This is a genomic window from Ruegeria sp. BC3, from assembly GCF_056539265.1.
Map to the genome: position 1 here is coordinate 710,758 of NZ_JBQFUP010000001.1, position 22,233 is coordinate 732,990.

Sequence of the window (22,233 nt, forward strand, 5' to 3'; positions counted from 1 at the left end):
CTTTGTCTTGCTTCGGCAGGATTCCCCGCATATACGCGCGTTCATGCTTGATACCGCCTCAAACCAACCCGTTTTGCCGCCCGAGATCGCTCGGCGCCGGACATTCGCAATCATCTCGCACCCGGATGCGGGCAAGACGACGCTGACTGAAAAGTTCCTGTTGTACGGGGGCGCGATTCAGATGGCCGGTCAGGTGCGCGCCAAGGGCGAGGCCCGGCGGACACGCTCGGACTTCATGCAGATGGAGAAAGATCGCGGTATCTCGGTTTCGGCATCGGCGATGTCGTTCGATTATGGGGACTTCCGGTTCAATCTGGTGGACACGCCCGGTCACTCGGATTTCTCCGAAGATACCTATCGCACGCTAACCGCTGTTGACGCGGCCGTGATGGTCATCGACGGCGCGAAAGGTGTGGAAAGCCAGACGCAGAAACTGTTCGAGGTCTGCCGCCTGCGCGATCTGCCGATCCTGACCTTCTGTAACAAGATGGACCGCGAAAGCCGCGATACGTTCGAGATCATCGACGAAATTCAGGAAATGCTGGCCATCGACGTCACGCCCGCCGCGTGGCCTATCGGTGTCGGGCGCGATTTCATCGGCTGCTATGACATGCTGCGTGACCGGTTGGAACTGATGGACCGCGCCGACCGCAACAAGGTGGCCGAAAGCATCGAAATTAACGGTCTTGATGACCCCAAGCTCGCCGAACACGTACCCGAGCATCTGCTGGACAGGCTGCTGGAAGAGGTCGAGATGGCGCGCGAACTTCTGCCTGCCCTTGACCCACAGGCGGTGCTGGAAGGTCACATGACCCCGATCTGGTTCGGCTCGGCGATCAACTCGTTCGGTGTGAAGGAACTGATGGAAGGCATCGGAGCGTATGGTCCGCAACCGCAGATTCAATCCGCTGAACCGCGTCAGATTTCACCGGACGAGAAAAAGGTCGCAGGCTTTGTCTTCAAGGTGCAGGCCAATATGGACCCCAAGCACCGCGACCGCGTGGCATTCGTACGCATGGCCTCGGGGCATTTCAAGCGCGGCATGAAGCTGACCCATGTGCGGTCGAAAAAGCCGATGGCGATTTCGAACCCCGTATTGTTCCTCGCCTCTGACCGGGAATTGGCCGAAGAGGCCTGGGCGGGTGACATCATCGGCATCCCCAACCACGGCCAGCTGCGCATCGGTGATACGCTGACCGAGGGCGAGGCGCTACGCGTGACTGGCATCCCCTCCTTCGCGCCGGAACTGCTGCAAACCGTCCGTGCGGGTGATCCGCTGAAAGCCAAACATCTGGAAAAGGCGCTGATGCAATTCGCCGAGGAAGGCGCGGCCAAGGTGTTCAAACCCTCGATCGGGTCGGGCTTTATCGTCGGCGTCGTCGGCGCGCTACAGTTCGAAGTGCTCGCCAGCCGGATTGAGATGGAGTACGGCCTGCCCGTACGCTTCGAGGCGTCTCAGTTCACCTCGGCCCGTTGGGTCACCGGTGACAAGGCCGAGGTCGACAAGTTCGTGAACGCCAACAAGCAGCACATCGCGCATGACCATGACGGCGACATCGTCTATCTGACGCGCCTGCAGTGGGACATCGACCGCGTTGTGCGTGACTATCCCGAGCTGAGCCTGACGGCCACAAAAGAGATGATGGCGTGACGCAACTAGCTGATTGCACAGGGAACATACCTTGTGCAAGCTTGGGCGCATGACTGACACAGTCCTGATGCTATCGCGCTGCTTGCCAGGCGTTTGTGCTGAGAAAACCCGTCGGCAACGCGCCGATGGTACAGGTGGGTCATGACCACTTGGGGGATCGTGTCCATGCTCCGCGGCCCGACCAGGGACATCCTTGGTTTCGCCGCCCATCACCTCGATCTGGGTGCGGACTATCTGTACATCTACTTGGACGAACCCAACCGGCAGGCGCATCGAGCGCTGCGCAGGCATCCAAAGATCAGGGCGCGAATCTGCGACGACGCCTTCTGGGAAAAACGCAGTCGAAACCGACCCGAGCGGCATCAGGTGCGCCAGACGCTGCACGCGACATTCGCCTATCGCAACACCGATCTGGACTGGCTGGCGCATATCGATGTCGATGAATTTCTGTGGTCCGACAAGCCCATCAAAGAGCAGCTTCAATCGGTTCCTGAAGAAAAACCAGCCGTCCGTGTGCGACCGATGGAGGCCATGGCTGGCGGCGAGGATTTGTACAAGGCCCATATCCCAAGTGGGCCAGACCGCTCGGCGCTGGTGCAGTCACTATACCCCAACTATGGTGAATTTGTTCTGGGTGGGTTCCTCAGCCATGTTCAGGGCAAGCTGTTTGTTCGCACCGGCATGGAAAAGCTAAACTTCCGCATCCATAACCTTTTCCAAAACAAAGAGCTTTTGCCCTGCAAGTTCGAACTGCCGGGGTTGGAGCTGTGCCACCGACATGCTCCGGACTGGGATCATTGGATGGCCCACTATGCGTTTAGAATGGACCGTGGATCGTATCAGCCAGGCATGTCCCCCAACGTCCCACGCGAATTGGGCGGGCTGAACAAAAATGAACTGTTCAGCTGGATCGAAGAAGAACAAGGCCCGGACGGCCTGCGCGCTTTTTATGATGAGATCAGCGGTGCCGACCCCGACGTCCGTGCGCGGTTGCAAGAATACGGTCTGATCCGCCACAGGCCCTTGGATCTGGACACCAAGATCGCGAAACACTTTCCCGGAAGCTGCTGAATTGTTGCGAAAAATCAGCAGCGACCTTTGGCGACGTTAGGTTAAAGGCTCTTCATTTGACCCTGCCTCATGATTTTGTTATGTCCGCGCAAAGCCGAAATGTGCCTGACAGCGCATGGCCATCCGGGCCCGGCACTCCATTGACGCGCGGGCCAGGTCTAGTGTCCGCAAAAACCGGACATACATGACAAAATTTAACGAACTGAACCTGAACCCGAAGGTCCTCAAAGCCATTGAGGAAGCCGGATACGAAACGCCCACTCCGATTCAGGAGGGTGCCATCCCCCCCGCGCTTGAAGGGCGCGATGTGCTGGGGATCGCACAGACGGGTACCGGCAAAACCGCTAGCTTCACGCTGCCAATGATCACTCTGCTGGCCCGTGGTCGCGCACGTGCGCGGATGCCGCGTTCGCTGGTGCTGTGCCCCACGCGGGAATTGGCCGCGCAAGTCGCGGAAAACTTCGACACCTATACCAAGCACCTGAAACTGACCAAGGCGCTGTTGATCGGCGGTGTCAGCTTCAAGGAACAAGAAGCGCTGATCGACCGTGGTGTGGATGTACTGATCGCTACCCCGGGCCGTCTGCTGGACCATTTCGAACGTGGCAAGCTTTTGCTGACCGGCGTTCAGATCATGGTGGTGGATGAGGCCGACCGGATGCTGGATATGGGGTTCATCCCCGATATCGAGCGCATCTTCTCGCTGACACCCTTCACGCGCCAGACGCTTTTCTTCTCGGCCACAATGGCGTCCGAGATTGAGCGGATCACCGACACTTTCCTGTCGGCCCCGGCCCGGATCGAGGTCGCCCGTCAGGCCACCGCGTCCGAGACCATTGAACAGGGCGTGGTCATGTTCAAAAGCGGTCGCCGTGATCGCGAGGCCAGCGCCAAGCGCAAGACCCTGCGCGCGCTGATCGATGCCGAAGGTGATAAGTGCACAAACGCGATCATCTTCTGCAACCGCAAGACAGACGTGGATATCTGCGCGAAGTCGCTGAAGAAATATGGCTATAACGCAGCCGCCATCCACGGCGATCTGGACCAGTCGCAGCGTATGAAAACGCTGGACGGGTTCCGGGACGGCTCCCTACGGTTGCTTGTCGCGTCTGATGTGGCCGCCCGTGGCCTGGACATCCCGTCGGTAAGCCACGTGTTCAATTTCGACGTCCCCGGCCATGCTGAGGACTACGTGCACCGCATTGGCCGTACAGGCCGCGCCGGGCGCGAAGGCAAAGCCATCACGATCTGTTCGAAGCGTGATGAAAAGGCGCTGGATGCGATCGAAAAACTGATCCAGAAGGACATTCCGCGGATCGAAAACCCGATCAAGGAAGAGCCCAAGGACGAAACGCCGAAGCCCGAGAAGAAAGCCAAATCTTCCGAAGGCAAGAAAACCGACAACAAACGCGGCGACCGCAAAAAGGACAAGGACTCCAAAGGTCGTGGGCGTCGAGACGACGGCGGACCAGCGGTTGTCGGAATGGGCGATCACCTGCCCAGCTTCATCGCCCTCAGCTTTGATGAGCGTCGCGCTGGCTAAATCGCCAGCACCAGCGCCAGTATCGATACACCAAGCAATGCCATCCCGGCGATCTCACGCCGGGCTATACTTTCCCTGAAAAACAGGATCGAGGCAAACAGGCTGAGGATCAGCTCTACCTGCCCCAGCGCTTTGACGTAGGCTGCGTTTTGAAGCGTGAACGCAAAGAACCAGCAAAACGACCCGCAAAGGCTTGTGATTCCGACAAAAACGCCGGTCTTGCGCGTCTCCCACACCGCCCGCAGTTCTGCCCTATCGCGCCACAGCAGCCACAGACCCATACTGAGGAACTGGAACGAGACCACAACGGCCAGCGTGATCAACGCCCGATACCAGGCATCTATATCACCCAGTTCCAAAGATGCACCGCGATAGCTGACGGATGAGAAGGCAAACAGAACGCCTGACCCCAACCCAAGGCGCGATGCCCGGTTGGTGAGGTTCGCCCACCAAGCCCCATCACCACCGGGATTTTTTGATAGCAAGAGAACCGCCATCAAACCGAGAACAATGGCAAACAAGGCTCCCGCAGACACTTTGTCGCCCAACACCAGAAAACCGACGATGGCTGTTTGGATGACCTCAGTTTTTTTGAACGTGATACCAACCGCGAAGTTGCGCTGTTTGAACAAGGCCACCACACAAATGGTCGCCAGAATTTGCGACGTCCCACCGATCGCCGCAAACAACCAGAACCACCCGGTCAAAGGCGGCAGGCTGAAACCCGTGATCTGCATCGCCACGATTAATCCCAGCACCGCCAAAGGCATGGAATAGGCAAAGCGCGCAAATGTCGCCCCCGCCGCCGAGAGTTTCACAGTGCTGAGTGATTTTTGCAGCATGAACCGCACGGTCTGAAACGTCGCGGCGGCGATGGTGACGGGAACCCACAAACTCATGGACTCTCTTGTGTCGGCAAATCAACCCTTTGGCCAGAGCGGATGCGCCACCGGATCTTTCGCGCGCCAAAAGTACGAGCGGAAAACCTGCCCGTAAGAGCGGTAGACATAGGCCTCGTTGCTGGCCAGATAGCGGTCCTTTCCCGCGCGATACAGCGCTGGCAACCGGTACCATGGGGCGCCTGGGTTCATGTGATGAACGACGTGTAGGTTATTGTTCAAAAACAGAAACGCCAAAACTCCCCGATCTTCAATGATCACCGTACGGGCGCTGGAGTTTTCATGCGCCCGGTGTTCCAGAAAGGTGCGAATCTTGACCAGCCCCAGCCCAATGTATGCCGACAGAACAAAAGCCCAAATCGGCATCGGGGACAGAGAGACGATCCACAGAACGACGGCCACCCCAACCAGATGGAGCGCCCAGGCCCGCAGTATGGTCCCTTCCCCACGCATGGCTCCGCGCAGCTCATCGCGTAGGAACGTGTACTGACCTATCGCTGGCCCCAGAACCATTCGCCCAAGCAGCGTGTTATTCGCCCGTAGCAGCTTCCTCTGCCAGCCGGTCAGAGCGTTCCAGACCTTGGGGTCCAGATAGTTCGACTCGGGGTCGTCATAGGGGTCGGTCAAGGTCGCATCGCGATGATGAGCCAAATGCAGGTCGCGGAACCGGTTGTAGGGGATGAACAACGTCAGCGGCAGCGCCATCAGCGCCTCATTCAGCCAACGGGCGCGAAACGGGTGGCCGTGCAGCGCCTCATGCGTCAGCGACGAATGCAGCGCTGCAACCAGCCCCATGGCCGGGATTGCCAGCCAGATCGGCAATGCGAAAATCACCATGAGCCATGCCGCATAACACGTGAGGATCAGGGCGAAAGTGCCCCACTCGGGTCCCGGACGCTCAGACATTGCGACCCCACGAGATCCCGGCCCAGATACGTTCGTAAATCACGTACATGGTCAGGCCGATTGCGGTGTTCACAAGCGCCAGTGTCCCACCTACAGCTGCCGAGCCCGTCGCGACCAGACCCACCACCGTCATTACGGCCAAGCCCATCGCATTCCATAGCACTGCCTTCACGACCGATCTTCGTCGCGTTTCCATTCCGTCACCCATATTGTTGTTATGGTTTAAGAATTACGGATCGCGGCGTAGGTTGAAAATTCTGAATATGATTAACAAAACTCATCATCTGTGATATTTATCACCATATGCAGGATAAAATAGACAAACGAGACCGTGCCGCGCAGTTCCGACTGCGCCTTGCCCGCGCCATGGAAGAACAGCACGTCAGCCAAAGCGCCCTTGCACGGAATATCGGCGTGGACCGCTCGACCGTTTCCCAATTGTTGACCGGTGAAGGCGCACGCCTGCCCAATGCCCATGTGGTCGGCAGCTGCGCCGCAGCGCTTGGGGTGTCGGCGGATTGGTTGCTTAGCCTGTCGGATCGGCCCGAAAGCGCGGCCGAGTTGCTGGCCAGTTCATTGACAATGACCAAGGCCCCGCGCGCGCTGGTCGATGAACGTATTTTCGAGTGGCACAAAGAGGCCGCCGGTTACAAGATTCGTTATGTCCCGGCCACCCTGCCCGACATGTTGAAAACACGCGCCGTGTTGGAATGGGAATACGCCCCGCATCTGGGCCGCACGGCAGATCAAGCCATCGGTGCCTCGGCCGATCGCCTGACATGGATGCGCAGCGCGCAATCAGACTATGAAATCGCCATGCCCCTGTTCGAGTTGGACAGCTTTGCCCGCGCAACTGGCTACTACGAGGGCCTTTGCCCCAAGATCCGCCTGAACCAGATTGACCACTTGCTGGCGCTATGTGAGCAGCTTTATCCCCGAATGCGCATCTATCTGTTCGACGCCAAACGTCTTTACTCAGCACCAGTCACTATCTTTGGTCCTCTGCTGTGCGTGTTCTACGCAGGCAGCCACTACATGGCCTTTCGCGACCGCGACCGGATCGAGACATTTACCCGTCATTTCGACACGTTGGTGCGCGAAGCGGATGTGACCGCCCGGGATTTCCCCGACCATCTTAGGCATCTGCGGTCGGCGATTCCCACCTGAACCTAATCCTAAAGATGCAAGCTGGTTCATCCTGTGCTACTGTCGTTTGGCGCGAACCTTCAGGCAATCCGATCCCAGACGGAGGAGGACAGGAATGGACGCACTGAAAACCGCTCAATACGCCCGCGCGCTTTATTCGGCGCACGGAGATCAGGCCGAGGCGGAAGCCGCGCAGAAAATGCGCGAATGCGAAGCCGCCGGGAACATGGACCAAGCCCGCGATTGGCAGGCGGTCCGCCAGTCGATCCGCCAGATACGCGGTCCCAATCAGGGTTAAACCTTAGGGTCCGGGTTGACCGTATGACCGTCGACGGCAATCACCTGCCCCGACACCAATCGGGCTGCGTCTGAAGCCAGAAACACCGCCATATTCGCGATGTCACGACCTTCGACGAAGCGCCCCATCGAGGTGCCCGAGGCGTAACCCGCATAGACCTCATCCCGGGTCATCCCCTTGGCTTGCGCCTCGCGGTGCAGCACACCCTCCATCCGGGGGCCTTCAACCGCGCCCGGACAGATGGCGTTGCAGCGCACACCATGCGGGCCCAACTCCATCGCCAGGGTCTTGGCCAGACCGATCATACCCCATTTTGCCGCCGCATATGGCGCGCGGTTGGGATAGCCATATTGCCCAGCAGTTGACGACGTGATGACCACCGCCCCGCTGCCTTGACGCTTCATCAGCGGAGAGGCGTATTTGGCACACAGAAATGCCCCCTCAAGGTTCACCGCAAGACACAAACGCCAGTCCTCAAGTGCAACATCTTCGACCAGAGCCGTTGGACCCGCGATCCCGGCATTGGCGCAAAGCGTGTCCACCCCGCCCCATTCGGCCTCAATCTCACCAAATAAGGCAGCAACCTCTGCCTCATCCGCGACATTCACCTCAGATCGCCGCCAGTGGCCGGGGCAATCCGCAAGGGCCTGATGATCGACATCCGCCACCCAAACCTGTGCCCCTACGGCATCAAACGCCTCGGCCATGGCACGGCCAACGCCCGAAGCGCCAGCTGTGATCAGAACACGCCCGCTCATGCCGGTTTGCGGATCGCGGCCCCGGCACCCTCGGGGTATGGCAAGCCAGCCTGTGCTTCGGCGATACGAGCCATGGCCGCTTCGATCTCGGCCGATGGGGCACTAGGACGACGTGTTTCCAGGCTGACATGCAGCAAAAAGCTCTCGCCCGTGGCCAGCAGCTTGTCCGCCTCATACATCGAGTGGAACACGTGCAGCTTTTTGCCGTGCCCCAGCAGCATCTGAGTCCGCACTTCGATCTTCGCACCCGCATGCACTTCGTCGATATACCGGATGTGGTTTTCAGCAGTGAAGTAGCTGCCACCCGATGAGATATACTCCGCGTCGCAACCGATGATTTCCATGAACCGGTCGGTGGCTGCAGCAAAGGCTTCCAGATACCGCGCCTCGTTCATGTGGCCGTTATAGTCGGTCCAATCCAGCGGAACGGCCCGCGCAAGTGTCAGGATCGGCTGGCTCAGGTCTGCTTGTTCGATTGTCGGCAAGGCACCGGGCTTCAGCGCAGCATCATGTTGATTGAGGACAGCGCCCGCACCCCAGTTTTGCGCTTTCAACGCCCGCATCATCCCGACAAGGTTGTTATCGCGAATCCGCTCCAGTTCACGGATCGAGTGCATCCCCGACTGCGCATCCGACTGATCCGCGATCATATCGACCAGTTCATCCGTGAATTCCGGCACATCCATCAGCTTGGTCCAGGGCCATTTCAACGCCGGGCCAAACTGCGCCATGAAATGCCGCATCCCGGCCTCACCACCCGCCACACGATAGGTCTCGAACAGGCCCATCTGCGCCCAGCGGATGCCGAACCCCATGCGGATTGCTTCGTCGATTTCTTCCGTCGTGGCGATACCGTCCTTGACCAGCCACAGCGCCTCGCGCCAAACGGCCTCGAGGAACCGGTCAGCAATATGCGCGTCGATCTCTTTTTTGACGTGCAGAGGGAAGAAACCAACCGATTTCAACAGTTCTTGCGCCCGCTCGATCATTTCAGCGGGGTTCTTGTCGGTTGGCACCAACTCGATCAACGGCAACAGGTACACCGGGTTGAACGGGTGCGTCACCACGATCTGTTCCGGGCGCACAGCGCCATCCTGCAGTTCCGACGGCTTGAACCCGCTGGTTGATGAGCCGATGATTGCGCCTGGATCACAAGCTTCTTGCAACCCTTTGTAAACCTTAAGCTTCAGGTCCAAACGCTCTGGCACGCTTTCCTGAATCCAGCTTGCGCCCTGAACGGCATCCGCCATGTCGTCGTGGAATGTCAAAGCCCCCTCAGGCGGCAAAGGCACATCGCTGAGCCCCGGCAAAGACCGGCGCGCGTTGTCCAAAACCTCACCTATCTTTCGCTCAGCCTCGGGATCCGGGTCGAACACCCGGACGTCCCAGCCATTCAGCAGGAACCGAGCGGCCCATCCGCCGCCGATCACACCGCCGCCAATAATCGCCGCTGTTTTCATAGTCTACCGCCTGTAAATTTCGCAGTCTTCATTCGCCGAAGAGCCTAGGGGGTTGGGACTTGGCCCCAACCCCGCCTGGGATCACTTCGCCATCGGAGCCCGCTTGGTCAGCCCCAGCTTCTCACGCACTTCCTGTGCACCGATCACACGCGCGCCCATGTTTTCAATGATGGTCCCGGCCCGTTCGACCAACTGCCAGTTTTCGGCCAGCACGCCTTTGTCCAACCACAGGTTATCTTCCAGCCCGACGCGCACATTGCCGCCCGCCAAAACGGCTGCTGCCGCGTAAGCCATCTGGTTCCGGCCCAGCGAAAACGCGCTGAAGGTCCAGTCGTCCGGAACGTTATTCACCATCGCCATGAAGGTGTTCAGATCATCGGGTGCACCCCACGGCACGCCCATGCACAGCTGAACCAGAGCCGGGTTGTCCAGAACACCATCCTTCACCAACTGCTTGGCGTACCACAGATGGCCGGTGTCAAACGCCTCAATCTCGGGTTTTACGCCCAGATGCGTCATCATGCGGCCCATCGCCTGCAGCATGCCGGGCGTGTTGGTCATGACGTAATCGGCCTCGGCAAAGTTCATGGTGCCGCAGTCCAGAGTACAAATCTCGGGCAGACACTCGGCCACATGCTCAACGCGTGCCGCCGCGCCAATCATGTCGGTCCCGTCCTCGCGCAGAGGCAGAGGCGACTCGGTCGGGCCAAACACCATGTCGCCGCCCATCCCGGCGGTCAGGTTCAGAACCACGTCCACCTCGGCCTCGCGAATGCGCTCGGTCACCTCGCGATACAGGTCCAGGCGACGGCTGGGCGCACCTGTTTCAGGGTCGCGCACATGGCAGTGAACGATGGCGGCACCGGCCTTGGCGGCAGCGATCGCGCTTTCTGCAATCTGCTTCGGTGAGCGCGGCACATGTGGGCTGCGATCCTGCGTTCCGCCCGAGCCCGTAACGGCACAGGTGATGAAGACGTCGCGGTTCATTTCCAATGGCATGGTGTTTTCCCCAAGTTATACCCGGTTTCGCCCTGACTTATCCTCAGGCTTCTCCCCGGATTCCGATTTGCGTTCACCCCTAACTCTGACGCAGCCTTGGGAAAACACTTGCCAGAATGCGAATCGAACTTGATGAAATCCGCAAAAAACATATTGCAGCCTGAACATCGCGCCCTGAAAACGGCCGTGCTGGTTCTGGACGAATGCAACACGCTTAGCTTCGCATCCGCCGTTGACCCAATGCGCGCGGCAAACCGGCTAGCGGATCGCCCGGCATTTGACTGGGATTATGTGACAGCCACTGCCGAGCCCGCGATGCTGACCAGCGCGCTGATGGTTCCCGGCATACCTCTGGCCCGGTTGCAAGGCTGCGACCTGATGATTGTCGTCGCCGGATTTCAACTGGCCCGCCACGCCACGCCCAGCCTGCTGGCCGGCCTGCGCCGCATCGCGGGCACCGGTGCCACCATGGCCGGGATTGATGGCGGTCCCTGGCTGCTTGCCGAGGCCGGGCTGCTGAACGGCCACGCTGCCACCACGCACTGGGAAGATCTGGATAATTTCGCCACCCGCTTCCCCGAGGTCGACGTGCGCCCCGACCGATTTACCGTATCCGAAAACCGCCTGACCTCAGGCGGCGCGATCCCCGCGGTCGAGATGATGCTGCACATCATCGCTGCGCGCCACGGCGCGGGCTTTGCCGCCCGCGTCTCGGGCCTGTTCCTCTACGACGGGGCGCCCAGCCCGACCAAACCACAGAGCCGTACTGGCGTTCCACATCGCCACACCGCACTGACAGCCAAAGCAAATTCCCTGATGGAGTCTTCGTTGGAAGACCCCCTTCCGCTGGCCGACATCGCCGAAACGCTTGGCACCAGCCCTCGGACTCTACAGCAGCAGTTCCGCCTGCGCCTGAACACCACGCCGCAGGATCACTACCTGCAACTGCGCCTGGCCGAGGCGCGTCGTCTGGTTACCGATACTGACATGCCCTTGATGGACGTCGCGCTGGCCACCGGCTTTGCCTCGCAATCCAGCTTTGCCAGGGCCTTCCGCACGGCGCACGGCCTGTCGGCCCGCGACCTGCGCCAGGATCGTACGCAACCGACCCACCACTGACGGGATCTGCTTCATCTGGCCCCAAATACCTCGGGGGAGCCGCCCGATACGGGCGGCGGGGGCAGCGCCCCCTAGAATGGCATGGGATGCGAGCGATGCGCCTGACCAATCTCGGTCAGAACCTCATCTGACAACCGCAAATCTTTTCCGGCAAGGATGTGTTCCAACTGCGTCACTGTGGTGGCCCCGAAAATGGCGGACATCATAAAGGGCCGCGTCCGGCACCACGCCAGCGCCATATGAACCGGGTCCAGACCATGCCGTTGCGCAACCTCCAGATAGGCATCGACCGCCCCGAACACGCGCTCGTACTTACGTCCACCCATCGTCGGCACCAGATCCATACGCGATCCCTTGGGCACTGCCCCGCCTTGATACTTGCCCGTCAGGAACCCGGCCCCCAGCGGAGAGAACGCCATCAGGCCCACATCCTCATGCACGCTCAGTTCGGCCATGTCCGTGTCAAAGTGACGGCACAGCAAGGAATACTCGTTCTGAACGGATGCCACGCGCGGGGTGCCCATCTGCTCGGACAGGCGCAGCCATTGCGCGGTGCCCCAGGCGCTTTCGTTCGACAGACCAAAAGCACGGATGTTGCCCTTGTCCACCTGCTGCTGCAACGCCTCAAGGCATTCCTGCATGTTCTCCAACACCTCATTGGTGTTGTGCCCGGACGGTGCGTAGTTCCAGTTCTGCCGGAACATGTAACTGCCGCGGTTGGGCCAGTGAAACTGGTAGAGATCAATGCATTCCGTCTGCAGCCGGCGCAGCGAGCCTTCGATCGCCTCGGGGATTGTTTGCGCCGAAATCGCAGCCCCGTCCCGTGCGTGCATGAACCCCGCGCCAGAGTGCTTGGTGGCCAGAATGTACTCACCCCGTCGCGCGGGATTGGCGGCATTCCAGTTTCCAAGGATCTCTTCTGTCCGCCCCACCGTCTCTTTCGACACCGGGTTGACCGGATACATCTCGGCCGCATCCACAAAATTGATCCCGGCGGCCAGCGCCATGTCCATCTGCCGATGCGCGTCCGCTTCGGATGTCTGAGTACCGAATGTCATCGTGCCAAGGCACAGGTCGCTGACCTCGATACCGGTGCGGCCCAAAGGCTTCATGTCCATCTGTCACTCTCCTGAAATTACTTGTGAGACCTAGCGTTTAAGCCTCGGCCTTCTTCTCCCACCGACCGGACTCTTCGGACCAGTATTGAGCCGAACACCCCGCGCCGGTCAGCGCTTTCCACTGCCCGCGCGCATGCTGCACAGCTTGTTCGTCATTGCCGTCAAACAGGATGCAAACCCTGTCTAAGGCGGTGACCTCATCCGGCTCAACCTGCGCGCCGTTCACGGCCATGACGCAGGTCGGGTCATTCGCGGCCTGCATTTCGGTCGTCAACAGGATAGGTTGTGCTGCATCATGTGGACCACCCGCGCGGCCATGGGGCAGGAAATCCTCTTCCCGCCCCAGCCACAGTTTTTCATCCAGCCAGTCCATCCGCGCAGGGTCAGTGCCCCGCACGGCAATCTTCCACCCGGCCTGCCGTGCCTTATCCAGCAACACCGGCAAGGTGTATTCCAACGGCTGGCGGGTCAGGTGGTAGAAATAGACTGCGCCCATGTGCTTACTCGAAATTGTCCTGCACAAAACGGCTGAGTGCGCGCACGCCCCAGCCGGTCGCGCCTTTGGGCGCATAGGACGTCTCGGACGAGACCGAGGCCACGCCTGCGATGTCCAGGTGAATCCACGGTGTCTCTTCCTTCACAAAGCGCTGCAGGAACTGCGCCGCGGTGATCGAGCCCGCCGGACGGCCACCGACGTTCTTCATATCAGCGATCCGCGATTTGAGCTGTTTGTCGTAGGCTTCACCCAGAGGCATCCGCCATGCACCTTCATCCTCGGCCCCGGCGGCCTTCAGGAAGGCGTTGCAGAACGTGTCGTTGTTCGAAAACACACCGGCATTCTCATGCCCCAGTCCGATGATGATCGCGCCGGTCAGGGTGGCCAAATCGACCATGCCTACAGGTTGGAACCGTTCCTGCGCGTACCACATCACGTCGCACAGAACCAAACGGCCCTCGGCATCGGTGTTGATGATCTCGACCGTATCGCCTTTCATCGATTTGACCACATCGCCTGGGCGAGTCGCGTTGCCTGAAGGCATATTCTCGACCAGACCCACCAGCCCAACGACATTGGCCTTAGCCTTGCGCTTGGCCAACGCGCGCATAGTGCCCGCGACGACGCCCGCGCCGCCCATGTCCATGGTCATGTCTTCCATGCCACCCGCCGGCTTCAGCGAGATACCACCGGTGTCAAACACCACGCCCTTTCCGACCAGAGCCAGCGGCGCATCGTCCTTGTCGCCACCGTTCCACTGCATTACCACAACCTTCGAGGGGCTGACTGAGCCCTGCCCGACGCTCAGCAGCGTGCGCATGCCCAACTCGGCAAGCTTGTCTTCTTCCAGTACGTCGACCTCAAGCCCCAGCTCTTTCATCTCGTCCAGACGGTCAGCGAATTCGGTCGTGGTCAGGACGTTGGCGGGTTCGTTGGTCAGGTCGCGCGTCATGCGCACACCGTCGGCCACCGCGTAAAGCGGCGCAAAGGCGGCCTCAACCTCATCCGCTTTCTGGTGGCTGATGGTGAACCCTGCGGGCTGATCCGCCTCTTTGGACTTGTGCGCGTCAAAGTCATAGCTGCGCAGCGCCAGACCCATTGCCAGATCTTCGGTTTTGGCCTGATTTCCAGCCATCACCAAAACGGGCTGGTTGTCCGCCAGCTTGGCCAGTTTGGCCCCTGCCTTGCGGGCCTCGGCCGGATCGGGGCGACGGTCCAGGATCAGAATGTCCAGCGCCTCGGCCGCCATTCCGCTGGGCCAGGCCAGTGAGACCACATCGCCCGCTTTGACCTTTTCGAACCGGTCGCTTTCGATCAGACGGGCCACCGCGCCGCGGGTCAATCGGTTGGCGCGACGCACAGCTGGACCCATCTTGGCCTCGGGTGTCATGATGACGACAACGCGCCCTTCGGCCTGCGCCATTGCGTCCACGTCGAAAGCCTGAAAACGGATCGGTATAAGACTGCTCATTGCAAACTCCTCAAAATCAGTTCCCCAAGACCTAGCCCGCGCCGCGCGGCTTGACCAGATAGCAGTTTTCCCCGATCAGCAATTGCATTACAGTCCCGGAAAAAATCCGACAGGCTCGGGGGAGAAGATCTTGGCAAGACAGGGCAGGCATAGGCCGTCACGCACATGGGTGTGCTGCGGTGATTCTGGTCTGTATCCGGCGCTGAACCGGTTGAATGCCTGCATTGCGGAGGGTCCCGCGTGATCCTCGACCGCTACTTCGCCCGCCGTTTCATTCAAAGCTTTCTGGTTATCGGCAGCATCTTTCTGACGCTGATGATTCTGATCGACCTGATCGAGCAGGTCCGCCGCTTTGACGAGGTAAACCTGTCGTTTGGCCAATTGCTGCAGCTGACATTGCTGAACACCCCCGCCGCGATCAGCGAGATGCTGCCGCTGCTGATCATTCTGTCCACAATCGCGTTGTTCATCGGGCTGGCCCGCAGTTCCGAGCTGGTGGTGACCCGTGCCACGGGCCGGTCAGGTATACGCGCCCTTTTGGCCCCGGTGGTCATTGCGTTAATCATCGGCGCGATGGCAGTCGGCCTTTTGAACCCAATCGCCGCGGCGACGTCCGAAGAATACAAGCGCCTGGCTGAAAGCTACAAGAATGATGGCGGGTCCACCCTGTCGATCAGTGCCGAAGGGTTGTGGCTGCGTCAGGGCTCGGCCAATGGGCAATCGGTGATCCATGCGCGCGATACCTCGAACGGGGACACCTTCACGCTGAACGAGGTTACGATCATCACCTTTGCCCCGGACGGCACACCGACCCAACAGATCACAGCCGATCAGGCAGACCTCGAGGGTGGAATCTGGGTGCTGAGCAATGCCAAGATCTGGTCGCTGGAAGACGGCGTGAATCCCGAAACCCATGCCAAGGAACATGCGCGGCTTGAAATTCCAACCTCGCTAACGCGTCAACGGATTCTGGACACGCTGGGCGAGCAGGACTCTGTATCCATCTATGATCTGCCGGAACTGATCCGCGATCTGCGCGAAGCCGGGTTTTCCACCAAGCAGTACGAGGTCTGGCTGCAGGTGCAGTTGGCCCGTCCTCTGTTTTTGATATCGATGGTTCTGATCGGTGCCGCTTTCACCATGCGCCATGTGCGTTTCGGCGGCACCGGGATCGCCGTTCTGACCGCCGTATTGCTGGGCTTTGGCATCTACTTCATTCGAAACTTTGCCCAAATACTGGGGGAAAACGGTCAATTGCCTATTCTAGTCGCGGCTTGGGCCCCGCCCTTTGCAGCCATTCTTCTATCCCTTGGCCTATTGCTGCACGCGGAGGACGGCTGATGCGGATTTTAACCGGCTTGCTGCTGTCCGGCGCTGTTGCGCTGGCAATGCCTGCAAGCACTTTGGCCCAGTCCCCGACCGCCACAAACGCGCCCCAGAGCACCGCGCAAGAGGATCAACCGGCCCTTCTGGTGGCCGACCGCATCTTTATCACGCCCGAACGTTATCTTGTCGCCGAGGGCAATGTCGAGGCGTTTCAGGGCGACACTAAAGTCACCGCTTCGCGCATCACATACGACCGCGAGACCGGCAACCTGTCATTGGAAGGCCCCGTTCGCATAGACCAGGGCGGTGCCACGACCTTGCTCGCGGATTCGGCCGAGTTGGATGACGGCATCCTGAACGGCCTGCTGGTCGGCGCGCGCATGGTGTTTGACCAACAGGTGCAGATCGCCTCGGTCCAGGCTGCGCGGGCCGGTGGGCGCTATACGCAGTTCAGCAAAGTCTCGGCCACGTCGTGCCATGTCTGCGCCAATGGCAAACCGCCGATCTGGCAGATAAGGGCGCGCAAGGTCACGCATGATCAACTGGAGCGCCAGCTGTATTTCGAAGGCGCGCAATTCCGCCTTCTGGATGTGCCGGTCTTCTACCTGCCCTACCTGCGCCTACCAGACCCGACGCTTGAACGGGCCACCGGTTTTCTCGTCCCGTCGCTGCGCACAACATCGCAGCTGGGTACCGGGTTACAGGTGCCGTACTTCATCAAGATGGGCGACCACAGAGACCTGACCCTGACCCCCTATCTGTCGTCGAAAACCCGCACGTTGGGTTATCGTTACCGACAGGCATTCAAGCGCGGTCGGATCGAGTTCAACGGCGCGTTTACCCGTGATGATCTGCAACAGGGCGAGGATCGCGGCTATTTGTTCGCCAACGGTTTCTTTAACCTGAACAACGATTTCCGCTTTTTGTTCGATCTGAAAACAACCTCGGACAACGCCTATCTGGCCGACTACGGCCTGCCCGACTTTGACCGTCTGCGCAGCGAGGTCGCGTTAGAGCGGATCAAGCGCGATACCGCCTTCCGCACCAGCTTTATCCATTACAAGTCCTTGCGCGACAGCGAGAATGAGGAAGAGATCCCGTCCCGTATCTTCGACCTCTACTTCCAAAAACGCTACTTCCCGACCTCTGTCGGAGGCGAAGTGCGACTGGGCTTTGTCACCCACACCCACAAGCGCACCAGCGATGAGGACATCGTGGGCCGCGACGTGGCGCGCGGTACATTTGATGCGCAATGGCTGCGCAGCTGGACCTTTACCTCGGGTCTGCGCGCTGATGCGCAGCTTGGAGCGTCGGTTGATACGTTCAACATCCGAGACGACAGTCAGTTCCCTGATCGCGTGACACGGGCCACGCCGCGCGCGGCACTGACGTTGCGGTATCCCATGAGCAAGCGTGAGACATCCGGCGCAGTACAGGTTCTTGAACCCATCGCGCAGATTGGCTGGACACGTGTGACTGACCAGGACGTGCCCAATGACGAAAGCACTTTTCAGGAATTCGACCAGGGCAACCTGCTGTCCCTGTCCCGCTTTCCTGCGCCAGACCGGCGCGAAGATGGCACGACAGCTGTTTTCGGGCTGAACTGGTCGCGTCAGGCCCCTAATGGATGGCGGGCGCTGGCCACTGTCGGTCAGGTCTTTCGTTCGACCGCAGACCCCAACTTCAACCTGACGTCGGGCCTTCAGGGCACCTCGTCCGACATACTGCTGGCGGGTCAGCTACAGACGGCTAATGGCTGGTCTCTGGCAGGCCGGGGTTTGCTGAACGGTGATTTCAGTTTCGCCAAGGCCGAGGTGCGCGCTGCCTGGGTCGGGGAAAATGCTGATGTCGTCGGCAGCTACGTCTGGCAAGAGCCCGACCCGGCGGAAAACGTGGATGACGAGATTTCCGAAATCTGGCTCGACGGGCGTTACCGAGTGGATCAGAACTGGCTGACGACGGCGCTGGCACGATATGACTTTAGCGAATCCGAACCGATCCGCTATGGGCTGGGGATTACCTACCAGAACGAGTGTGTGCGGGTTAACATGACTGTCAGTAGACGATTTACCTCATCATCAAGTATTGAGCCTTCGACAGAATTCGGGTTTACCGTTGCCCTGACAGGTTACTCCGTCGAGGGTGGCGGCCAACAGTACAAGAGAAGATGCAGTTGATTTCAGGTTTCTCCCGATTCATCCGTTCCGGTTGGCTTAAACCGGTTGCGCCGGCGCTGGCTGCCGTTCTGGTGACGCTTTCCGGTGCACAGGTGCAGGCGCAAAGCCTGTTTTCGCCTGCGATCAAAGTCAATCAGGACATCGTCACCTGGTATGAGCTTGAGCAACGTCAACAATTCCTGTCAGCACTGGGCGCACCCGGTGCGACCGAGGCCGAAGTCCGCGAAGCATTGATCGACGAACGGCTGCGCAAGCAAGCCATGCGCGAGGCTGGAATCGAGGCCGCTCCTGAAGATATTCAACTGGGTATTGACGAATTCGCCGCCCGCGGTCGTCTTTCGACCGACGAGTTCCTGAATCTGCTGGCTGATGCCGGGGTCTCACCTGAAACCGTGCGGGATTTCGTTGCCGATCAGTTGTCATGGCGCGACTTTGTAAGCGCGCGCTTTCTCTCGCAGGCCCGACCCAGCGAAGATGAGATCAACCGGGCCCTGGGCCAAGGGGGCAGCGGCGGGCTTCAGGTCCTCTTGTCCGAAATCATCATCCCGGTGACACAGCAGACCGTTGCGCAAGCCGAGTTGCTGGCCGAGGAAATCGCCCTTTTGGAAGGGTTTGATGCGTTTTCCGCAGCCGCAACGCAGTATTCAGCTGCTGGCACCCGCAATGATGGCGGGCGATTGGAGTGGCTGAACCTGACCGACCTTCCCCCGGCACTGCAGCCCGTGATTCTGGGGCTGAAAAACGGCGATATCACTCAGCCGCTGTCACTACCTAATGCCATCGCTTTGTTCCAAATGCGCGGAATACGGGAAACCGCAGCTAGCGCGCCGCGGTATTCCAAAATCGACTACGCCATCTATAACATGGCCGGTGGCCGCAGCGCCGAAACCCTGGCGCGTGCTGCCAAACTGCGCGAAGAGGTCGACACCTGTGATGACCTTTACGGCATCGCCAAGGATCAACCAGCCGGAGTTCTGCAGCGCGCCGAGGTCAGCCCTTCTGAGATCCCGCGCGATGTCGCGATTGAGCTGTCCAAACTCGACCTGAACGAAGTCTCGACAACGCTGACCGGCAACAACGGCCAGACGCTGAAGTTCCTGATGCTGTGCACGCGCACGCTGGACCGTGGCGAGGAGACGTCGCGCGTGGATGTGGCCAACGCCCTGACGCAGCAGCGCCTGCAAGCCTTCGCAGACAGCCTGATCGAACAGATGCGCGCTGACGCCACGATCATCGAGCAATGAGCGCGCCCATCGCGCTCAGCTGCGGCGATCCGGCGGGAATTGGCCCCGAGATCGCTGCCAAAGCGTGGTCGGAACTGCGCGAAGCCTGTCCCTTTTTCTACATCGGGGATGCTACGCACCTGCCCACGGACACCCCTGTTCAACGGATCAGCACCCCAGCAGAGGCCAGGGAGATCTGCGCGACCGCCCTGCCCATTCTGCAGTTGGATTTCCCGGCCCCGAACACACCGGGCCAGCCTGACCCGGCCAATGCGCCCAGCGTGATTGATGCTATCGAGACCGGAGTCGCCTTGGTGCAGTCCGGCGCTGCATCAGCACTGTGCACCGCGCCTATCCACAAAAAAGCCCTCATCGACGGTGCCGGGTTCGCCTATCCCGGCCATACGGAGTTTCTGGCCGCGTTGGCGGGGAAAAAACGCGTCGTTATGATGTTGGCCAGCGATCAACTGCGCGTCGTTCCCGCCACGATTCACATCCCGCTTTCGCGGGTGCCGTCCGAACTGACCCCCGACCTGCTGCGTGAGACCATCGCAATCACCGCCGAGGGTCTGCGTAACCAATTTGGCATCGCCTGCCCTCGCATCGCTGTTGCCGGGCTGAACCCGCATGCGGGCGAAGGCGGGAAGATGGGGCACGAAGAACTCGACTGGATCGCGCCTCTGATTGCGGAATTGCCCAACGATTCGTGCGTGGTGACCGGCCCGCACCCGGCAGATACGATGTTCCACGCCGCCGCTCGCGACCGTTACGATGCAGCGATCGCGATGTATCACGACCAGGCGCTGATCCCCATCAAAACACTGGATTTCGACCGGGGTGTGAACGTGACTCTGGGCCTGCCGTTCATACGCACCTCGCCAGATCACGGCACAGCACTGGACATCGCCGGTCAAGGCATCGCCACCCCCACCAGCCTGATCGAGGCGCTGAAACTCGCCCAACGGATGGCGCAGGCCTCTTGACCCTTCACCTGGCTGAAAATATCTCCGCCGGAGGCAAAAAATCTCTGGCGCTGACCAACCAACACGCGCCACGGTAAACGGATCATGAGCGCAATCGACACCCTCCCCCCCTTGCGTGAGGTCATCGCGACCCACCAGCTTTCAGCGCGCAAGTCGCTGGGGCAGAACTTTCTACTGGACCTCAACCTGACCGCCAAGATCGCGCGGCAGGCAGGCGACCTGACCGAATGCGACGTGCTCGAGATCGGTCCGGGCCCGGGCGGTTTGACCCGAGGCCTTCTGTCCGAGGGCGCGCGTAAGGTCGTTGCCGTTGAAAAAGACACCCGCTGTATTGCGGCTCTGAACGACATCGCTGCGGCCTATCCCGGAAGACTCGAAGTGATCAACGGCGACGCGTTGGAAATCGACCCGCTAGCACATCTGACCTCGCCGATCCGCATTGCCGCCAATCTGCCTTACAACGTGGGCACCGAGTTGCTGGTCCGCTGGCTGACCCCGCCCGAATGGCCGCCCTTTTGGCAGAGCCTGACCCTGATGTTCCAGCGCGAGGTCGCAGAGCGCATTGTCGCGCAACCGGGCAGCAAGGCTTATGGCCGGCTGGCCATTCTTGCTCAGTGGCGAGCCGAGGCGCGTATTGCGATGTCTCTGCCGCCCGGTGCGTTCACGCCACCGCCCAAGGTTTCCAGTGCGGTTGTGCACCTGACCGTCCTGCCGGAACCGCGCTATCCAGCTGATGCTGCCACGCTGTCGCGCGTCGTCGCCGCCGCGTTCAACCAACGGCGCAAAATGCTGCGCGCTTCGTTGAAAGGCGTGGCCCCGGATATCGAGGACCGCTTGCTTGCTGCCGGCATCAAGCCGACCGAACGCGCCGAGCAAATCCCGCTCGAGGCGTTCTGCGCACTGGCGCGCGAAGTCCAGAAAAACTGATCCCAAATGCAAAAGCCCCGGACCAAGATCCGGGGCTTTTTGGCTAACTTCTGATACCGGGATTATTCGGCGGCTTCTGGCGCGTCGCCGTCGCCTGCCGGGGTATCCTCAGCCGCCGCTTTGGGCTTGCGCGCGCGCGGGCGGCGCGGCGCTTTTTCTTTTTTCGCCGGTGCCTCTGCCGGAGGGGCTTCTCCCTGGCTTTCCGGGGTTTCGACCAGTCCGGATTCAGGCGCGGAAGCCTCGGGCGCGAAATCCATCACGTCGGGCTGCGGTGCTTCAGCCGGGTCTGACTGACGGGCAGCCGCTTCGCGTTCCTGACGCTCTGCGCGTTCACGGTCACGCTCGGCCTGACGCTCGCGGTTCTGACGCTCCTGCTCTTCACGACGCGCTTCCATTTCGCGCTGCGCTTCGCTCAGCAGGCGCAGATAGTGTTCAGCGTGCTGCTGAAAGTTCTCGGCGGCCACACGGTCGTTGGACAGTTGGGCGTCACGCGCCAACTGGTTATACTTGTCGATGATCTGCTGGGGCGTACCGCGCACCTTGCCTTCTGGACCCGAGCTGTCAAAAACCCGGTTAACGACGTTACCCCCAGAAGGGCGATTGCGGTTGTTCTTGGCCCGCGAGCGGGATTTGGAAGATCTCATCTTACTTTACGTCAGCCT

Annotated in this window: 21 protein-coding genes; 11 read left to right on the top strand and 10 right to left on the bottom strand. The window is 60.2% G+C overall.

Annotation, left to right across the window (positions count from 1 at the left end):
* Positions 1-43: 43 nt before the first annotated feature.
* The 3 genes from ACR0MV_RS03495 to ACR0MV_RS03505 all read left to right on the top strand — a co-directional run bounded on the left by ACR0MV_RS03495 (position 44) and on the right by ACR0MV_RS03505 (position 4,265).
* Positions 44-1,651: a peptide chain release factor 3 gene (locus tag ACR0MV_RS03495; protein WP_480700985.1), complete on the top strand. Its 1,608-nt coding sequence runs from the start codon at positions 44-46 to the stop codon at positions 1,649-1,651.
* Between the two features lie 165 nt (positions 1,652-1,816).
* Complete coding sequence (locus tag ACR0MV_RS03500) at positions 1,817-2,722, top strand: glycosyltransferase family 2 protein (protein ID WP_480700986.1); 906 nt, start codon at positions 1,817-1,819, stop codon at positions 2,720-2,722.
* Between the two features lie 184 nt (positions 2,723-2,906).
* Positions 2,907-4,265, top strand: coding sequence for a DEAD/DEAH box helicase (locus tag ACR0MV_RS03505; protein ID WP_480700987.1), 1,359 nt, complete (start codon positions 2,907-2,909; stop codon positions 4,263-4,265).
* On the opposite strand, the gene ACR0MV_RS03510 is transcribed toward ACR0MV_RS03505, so the two are convergent.
* The 3 genes from ACR0MV_RS03510 to ACR0MV_RS03520 are packed head-to-tail and all read right to left on the bottom strand — an operon-like array spanning position 4,262 to position 6,266.
* A complete protein-coding gene (locus tag ACR0MV_RS03510; RefSeq protein ID WP_480700988.1) occupies positions 4,262-5,164 on the bottom strand; it encodes an EamA family transporter in 903 nt (300 codons plus the stop codon). The two genes, ACR0MV_RS03505 and ACR0MV_RS03510, sit on opposite strands and share 4 nt — an antisense overlap.
* A gap of 21 nt (positions 5,165-5,185) precedes the next feature.
* Positions 5,186-6,070 (bottom strand): fatty acid desaturase, encoded by an 885-nt coding sequence (locus tag ACR0MV_RS03515; RefSeq protein ID WP_480700989.1) that lies wholly within the window; start codon positions 6,068-6,070, stop codon positions 5,186-5,188.
* Entirely contained in the window at positions 6,063-6,266 is a 204-nt protein-coding gene (locus ACR0MV_RS03520; protein ID WP_480700990.1) for a DUF2061 domain-containing protein, read from the bottom strand. The genes ACR0MV_RS03515 and ACR0MV_RS03520 overlap by 8 nt, the downstream gene beginning before the upstream one ends.
* A 107-nt stretch (positions 6,267-6,373) precedes the next feature.
* Between ACR0MV_RS03520 and ACR0MV_RS03525 the strand changes: the two genes are divergently transcribed.
* Positions 6,374-7,237 (top strand): helix-turn-helix domain-containing protein, encoded by an 864-nt coding sequence (locus tag ACR0MV_RS03525; protein WP_480700991.1) that lies wholly within the window; start codon positions 6,374-6,376, stop codon positions 7,235-7,237.
* Between the two features lie 94 nt (positions 7,238-7,331).
* A complete protein-coding gene (locus tag ACR0MV_RS03530) occupies positions 7,332-7,514 on the top strand; it encodes a hypothetical protein (protein ID WP_170424350.1) in 183 nt (60 codons plus the stop codon).
* Here ACR0MV_RS03530 and ACR0MV_RS03535 read toward each other — a convergent pair.
* From ACR0MV_RS03535 to bcoG, 3 genes are all read right to left on the bottom strand, one after another.
* Entirely contained in the window at positions 7,511-8,272 is a 762-nt protein-coding gene (locus tag ACR0MV_RS03535; RefSeq protein WP_480700992.1) for an SDR family oxidoreductase, read from the bottom strand. The genes ACR0MV_RS03530 and ACR0MV_RS03535 overlap by 4 nt on opposite strands.
* Positions 8,269-9,732, bottom strand: a complete 1,464-nt coding sequence (locus tag ACR0MV_RS03540) for a carnitine 3-dehydrogenase (protein WP_480700993.1) — start codon at positions 9,730-9,732, stop codon at positions 8,269-8,271. The genes ACR0MV_RS03535 and ACR0MV_RS03540 overlap by 4 nt, the downstream gene beginning before the upstream one ends.
* Before the next feature lie 81 nt (positions 9,733-9,813).
* Entirely contained in the window at positions 9,814-10,731 is a 918-nt protein-coding gene (gene bcoG / locus ACR0MV_RS03545) for a 3-dehydrocarnitine:acetyl-CoA trimethylamine transferase BcoG (protein WP_480700994.1), read from the bottom strand.
* Between the two features lie 132 nt (positions 10,732-10,863).
* On the opposite strand from bcoG, the gene ACR0MV_RS03550 reads away from it, so the two are divergent.
* Positions 10,864-11,850 carry a GlxA family transcriptional regulator gene (locus tag ACR0MV_RS03550; protein ID WP_480700995.1) on the top strand — a complete coding sequence of 329 codons (987 nt, stop codon included), beginning with the start codon at positions 10,864-10,866 and terminating at the stop codon, positions 11,848-11,850.
* Between the two features lie 71 nt (positions 11,851-11,921).
* Here ACR0MV_RS03550 and ACR0MV_RS03555 read toward each other — a convergent pair whose 3' ends face one another.
* Genes ACR0MV_RS03555 through ACR0MV_RS03565 form a run of 3 tightly spaced genes read right to left on the bottom strand, consistent with a single transcriptional unit; the run spans position 11,922 to position 14,935 of the window.
* Positions 11,922-12,968: an aldo/keto reductase gene (locus ACR0MV_RS03555; RefSeq protein ID WP_480700996.1), complete on the bottom strand. Its 1,047-nt coding sequence runs from the start codon at positions 12,966-12,968 to the stop codon at positions 11,922-11,924.
* A gap of 37 nt (positions 12,969-13,005) precedes the next feature.
* Positions 13,006-13,464, bottom strand: coding sequence for a DNA polymerase III subunit chi (locus ACR0MV_RS03560; RefSeq protein ID WP_480700998.1), 459 nt, complete (start codon positions 13,462-13,464; stop codon positions 13,006-13,008).
* 4 nt (positions 13,465-13,468) lie between these two features.
* Complete coding sequence (locus tag ACR0MV_RS03565) at positions 13,469-14,935, bottom strand: leucyl aminopeptidase (RefSeq protein ID WP_480700999.1); 1,467 nt, start codon at positions 14,933-14,935, stop codon at positions 13,469-13,471.
* A gap of 240 nt (positions 14,936-15,175) precedes the next feature.
* Here ACR0MV_RS03565 and lptG point away from each other — a divergent pair, with 240 nt between their 5' ends.
* The 5 genes from lptG to rsmA all read left to right on the top strand — a co-directional run bounded on the left by lptG (position 15,176) and on the right by rsmA (position 21,571).
* Positions 15,176-16,276 carry an LPS export ABC transporter permease LptG gene (gene lptG, locus ACR0MV_RS03570; protein WP_480701000.1) on the top strand — a complete coding sequence of 367 codons (1,101 nt, stop codon included), beginning with the start codon at positions 15,176-15,178 and terminating at the stop codon, positions 16,274-16,276.
* Positions 16,276-18,438, top strand: coding sequence for an LPS-assembly protein LptD (locus ACR0MV_RS03575; protein WP_480701001.1), 2,163 nt, complete (start codon positions 16,276-16,278; stop codon positions 18,436-18,438). The genes lptG and ACR0MV_RS03575 overlap by 1 nt, the downstream gene beginning before the upstream one ends.
* Positions 18,429-19,682 carry a peptidylprolyl isomerase gene (locus ACR0MV_RS03580; protein WP_480701002.1) on the top strand — a complete coding sequence of 418 codons (1,254 nt, stop codon included), beginning with the start codon at positions 18,429-18,431 and terminating at the stop codon, positions 19,680-19,682. The genes ACR0MV_RS03575 and ACR0MV_RS03580 overlap by 10 nt, the downstream gene beginning before the upstream one ends.
* Complete coding sequence (pdxA, locus tag ACR0MV_RS03585) at positions 19,679-20,644, top strand: 4-hydroxythreonine-4-phosphate dehydrogenase PdxA (protein WP_480701003.1); 966 nt, start codon at positions 19,679-19,681, stop codon at positions 20,642-20,644. Before ACR0MV_RS03580 ends, pdxA begins: the two co-directional genes overlap by 4 nt.
* An 84-nt stretch (positions 20,645-20,728) precedes the next feature.
* Positions 20,729-21,571, top strand: a complete 843-nt coding sequence (rsmA, locus tag ACR0MV_RS03590) for a 16S rRNA (adenine(1518)-N(6)/adenine(1519)-N(6))-dimethyltransferase RsmA (RefSeq protein WP_480701004.1) — start codon at positions 20,729-20,731, stop codon at positions 21,569-21,571.
* Positions 21,572-21,633: 62 nt separating this feature from the next.
* Here rsmA and ACR0MV_RS03595 read toward each other — a convergent pair whose 3' ends face one another.
* On the bottom strand, positions 21,634-22,215 hold the full coding sequence (locus ACR0MV_RS03595; protein WP_170424323.1) for a DUF4167 domain-containing protein: 582 nt from the start codon (positions 22,213-22,215) through the stop codon (positions 21,634-21,636).
* Between the last annotated feature and the right edge of the window lie 18 nt (positions 22,216-22,233).

Coding starts and splice junctions, on each gene's coding strand:
- ACR0MV_RS03495 (WP_480700985.1), top strand. CDS start 44: ATGCTTGATACCGCCTCAAACCAACCCGTTTTGCCGCCCGAGATCGCT.
- ACR0MV_RS03500 (WP_480700986.1), top strand. CDS start 1,817: ATGCTCCGCGGCCCGACCAGGGACATCCTTGGTTTCGCCGCCCATCAC.
- ACR0MV_RS03505 (WP_480700987.1), top strand. CDS start 2,907: ATGACAAAATTTAACGAACTGAACCTGAACCCGAAGGTCCTCAAAGCC.
- ACR0MV_RS03510 (WP_480700988.1), bottom strand. CDS start 5,164: ATGAGTTTGTGGGTTCCCGTCACCATCGCCGCCGCGACGTTTCAGACC.
- ACR0MV_RS03515 (WP_480700989.1), bottom strand. CDS start 6,070: ATGTCTGAGCGTCCGGGACCCGAGTGGGGCACTTTCGCCCTGATCCTC.
- ACR0MV_RS03520 (WP_480700990.1), bottom strand. CDS start 6,266: ATGGAAACGCGACGAAGATCGGTCGTGAAGGCAGTGCTATGGAATGCG.
- ACR0MV_RS03525 (WP_480700991.1), top strand. CDS start 6,374: ATGCAGGATAAAATAGACAAACGAGACCGTGCCGCGCAGTTCCGACTG.
- ACR0MV_RS03530 (WP_170424350.1), top strand. CDS start 7,332: ATGGACGCACTGAAAACCGCTCAATACGCCCGCGCGCTTTATTCGGCG.
- ACR0MV_RS03535 (WP_480700992.1), bottom strand. CDS start 8,272: ATGAGCGGGCGTGTTCTGATCACAGCTGGCGCTTCGGGCGTTGGCCGT.
- ACR0MV_RS03540 (WP_480700993.1), bottom strand. CDS start 9,732: ATGAAAACAGCGGCGATTATTGGCGGCGGTGTGATCGGCGGCGGATGG.
- bcoG (WP_480700994.1), bottom strand. CDS start 10,731: ATGCCATTGGAAATGAACCGCGACGTCTTCATCACCTGTGCCGTTACG.
- ACR0MV_RS03550 (WP_480700995.1), top strand. CDS start 10,864: ATGAAATCCGCAAAAAACATATTGCAGCCTGAACATCGCGCCCTGAAA.
- ACR0MV_RS03555 (WP_480700996.1), bottom strand. CDS start 12,968: ATGGACATGAAGCCTTTGGGCCGCACCGGTATCGAGGTCAGCGACCTG.
- ACR0MV_RS03560 (WP_480700998.1), bottom strand. CDS start 13,464: ATGGGCGCAGTCTATTTCTACCACCTGACCCGCCAGCCGTTGGAATAC.
- ACR0MV_RS03565 (WP_480700999.1), bottom strand. CDS start 14,935: ATGAGCAGTCTTATACCGATCCGTTTTCAGGCTTTCGACGTGGACGCA.
- ACR0MV_RS03575 (WP_480701001.1), top strand. CDS start 16,276: ATGCGGATTTTAACCGGCTTGCTGCTGTCCGGCGCTGTTGCGCTGGCA.
- ACR0MV_RS03580 (WP_480701002.1), top strand. CDS start 18,429: ATGCAGTTGATTTCAGGTTTCTCCCGATTCATCCGTTCCGGTTGGCTT.
- pdxA (WP_480701003.1), top strand. CDS start 19,679: ATGAGCGCGCCCATCGCGCTCAGCTGCGGCGATCCGGCGGGAATTGGC.
- rsmA (WP_480701004.1), top strand. CDS start 20,729: ATGAGCGCAATCGACACCCTCCCCCCCTTGCGTGAGGTCATCGCGACC.
- ACR0MV_RS03595 (WP_170424323.1), bottom strand. CDS start 22,215: ATGAGATCTTCCAAATCCCGCTCGCGGGCCAAGAACAACCGCAATCGC.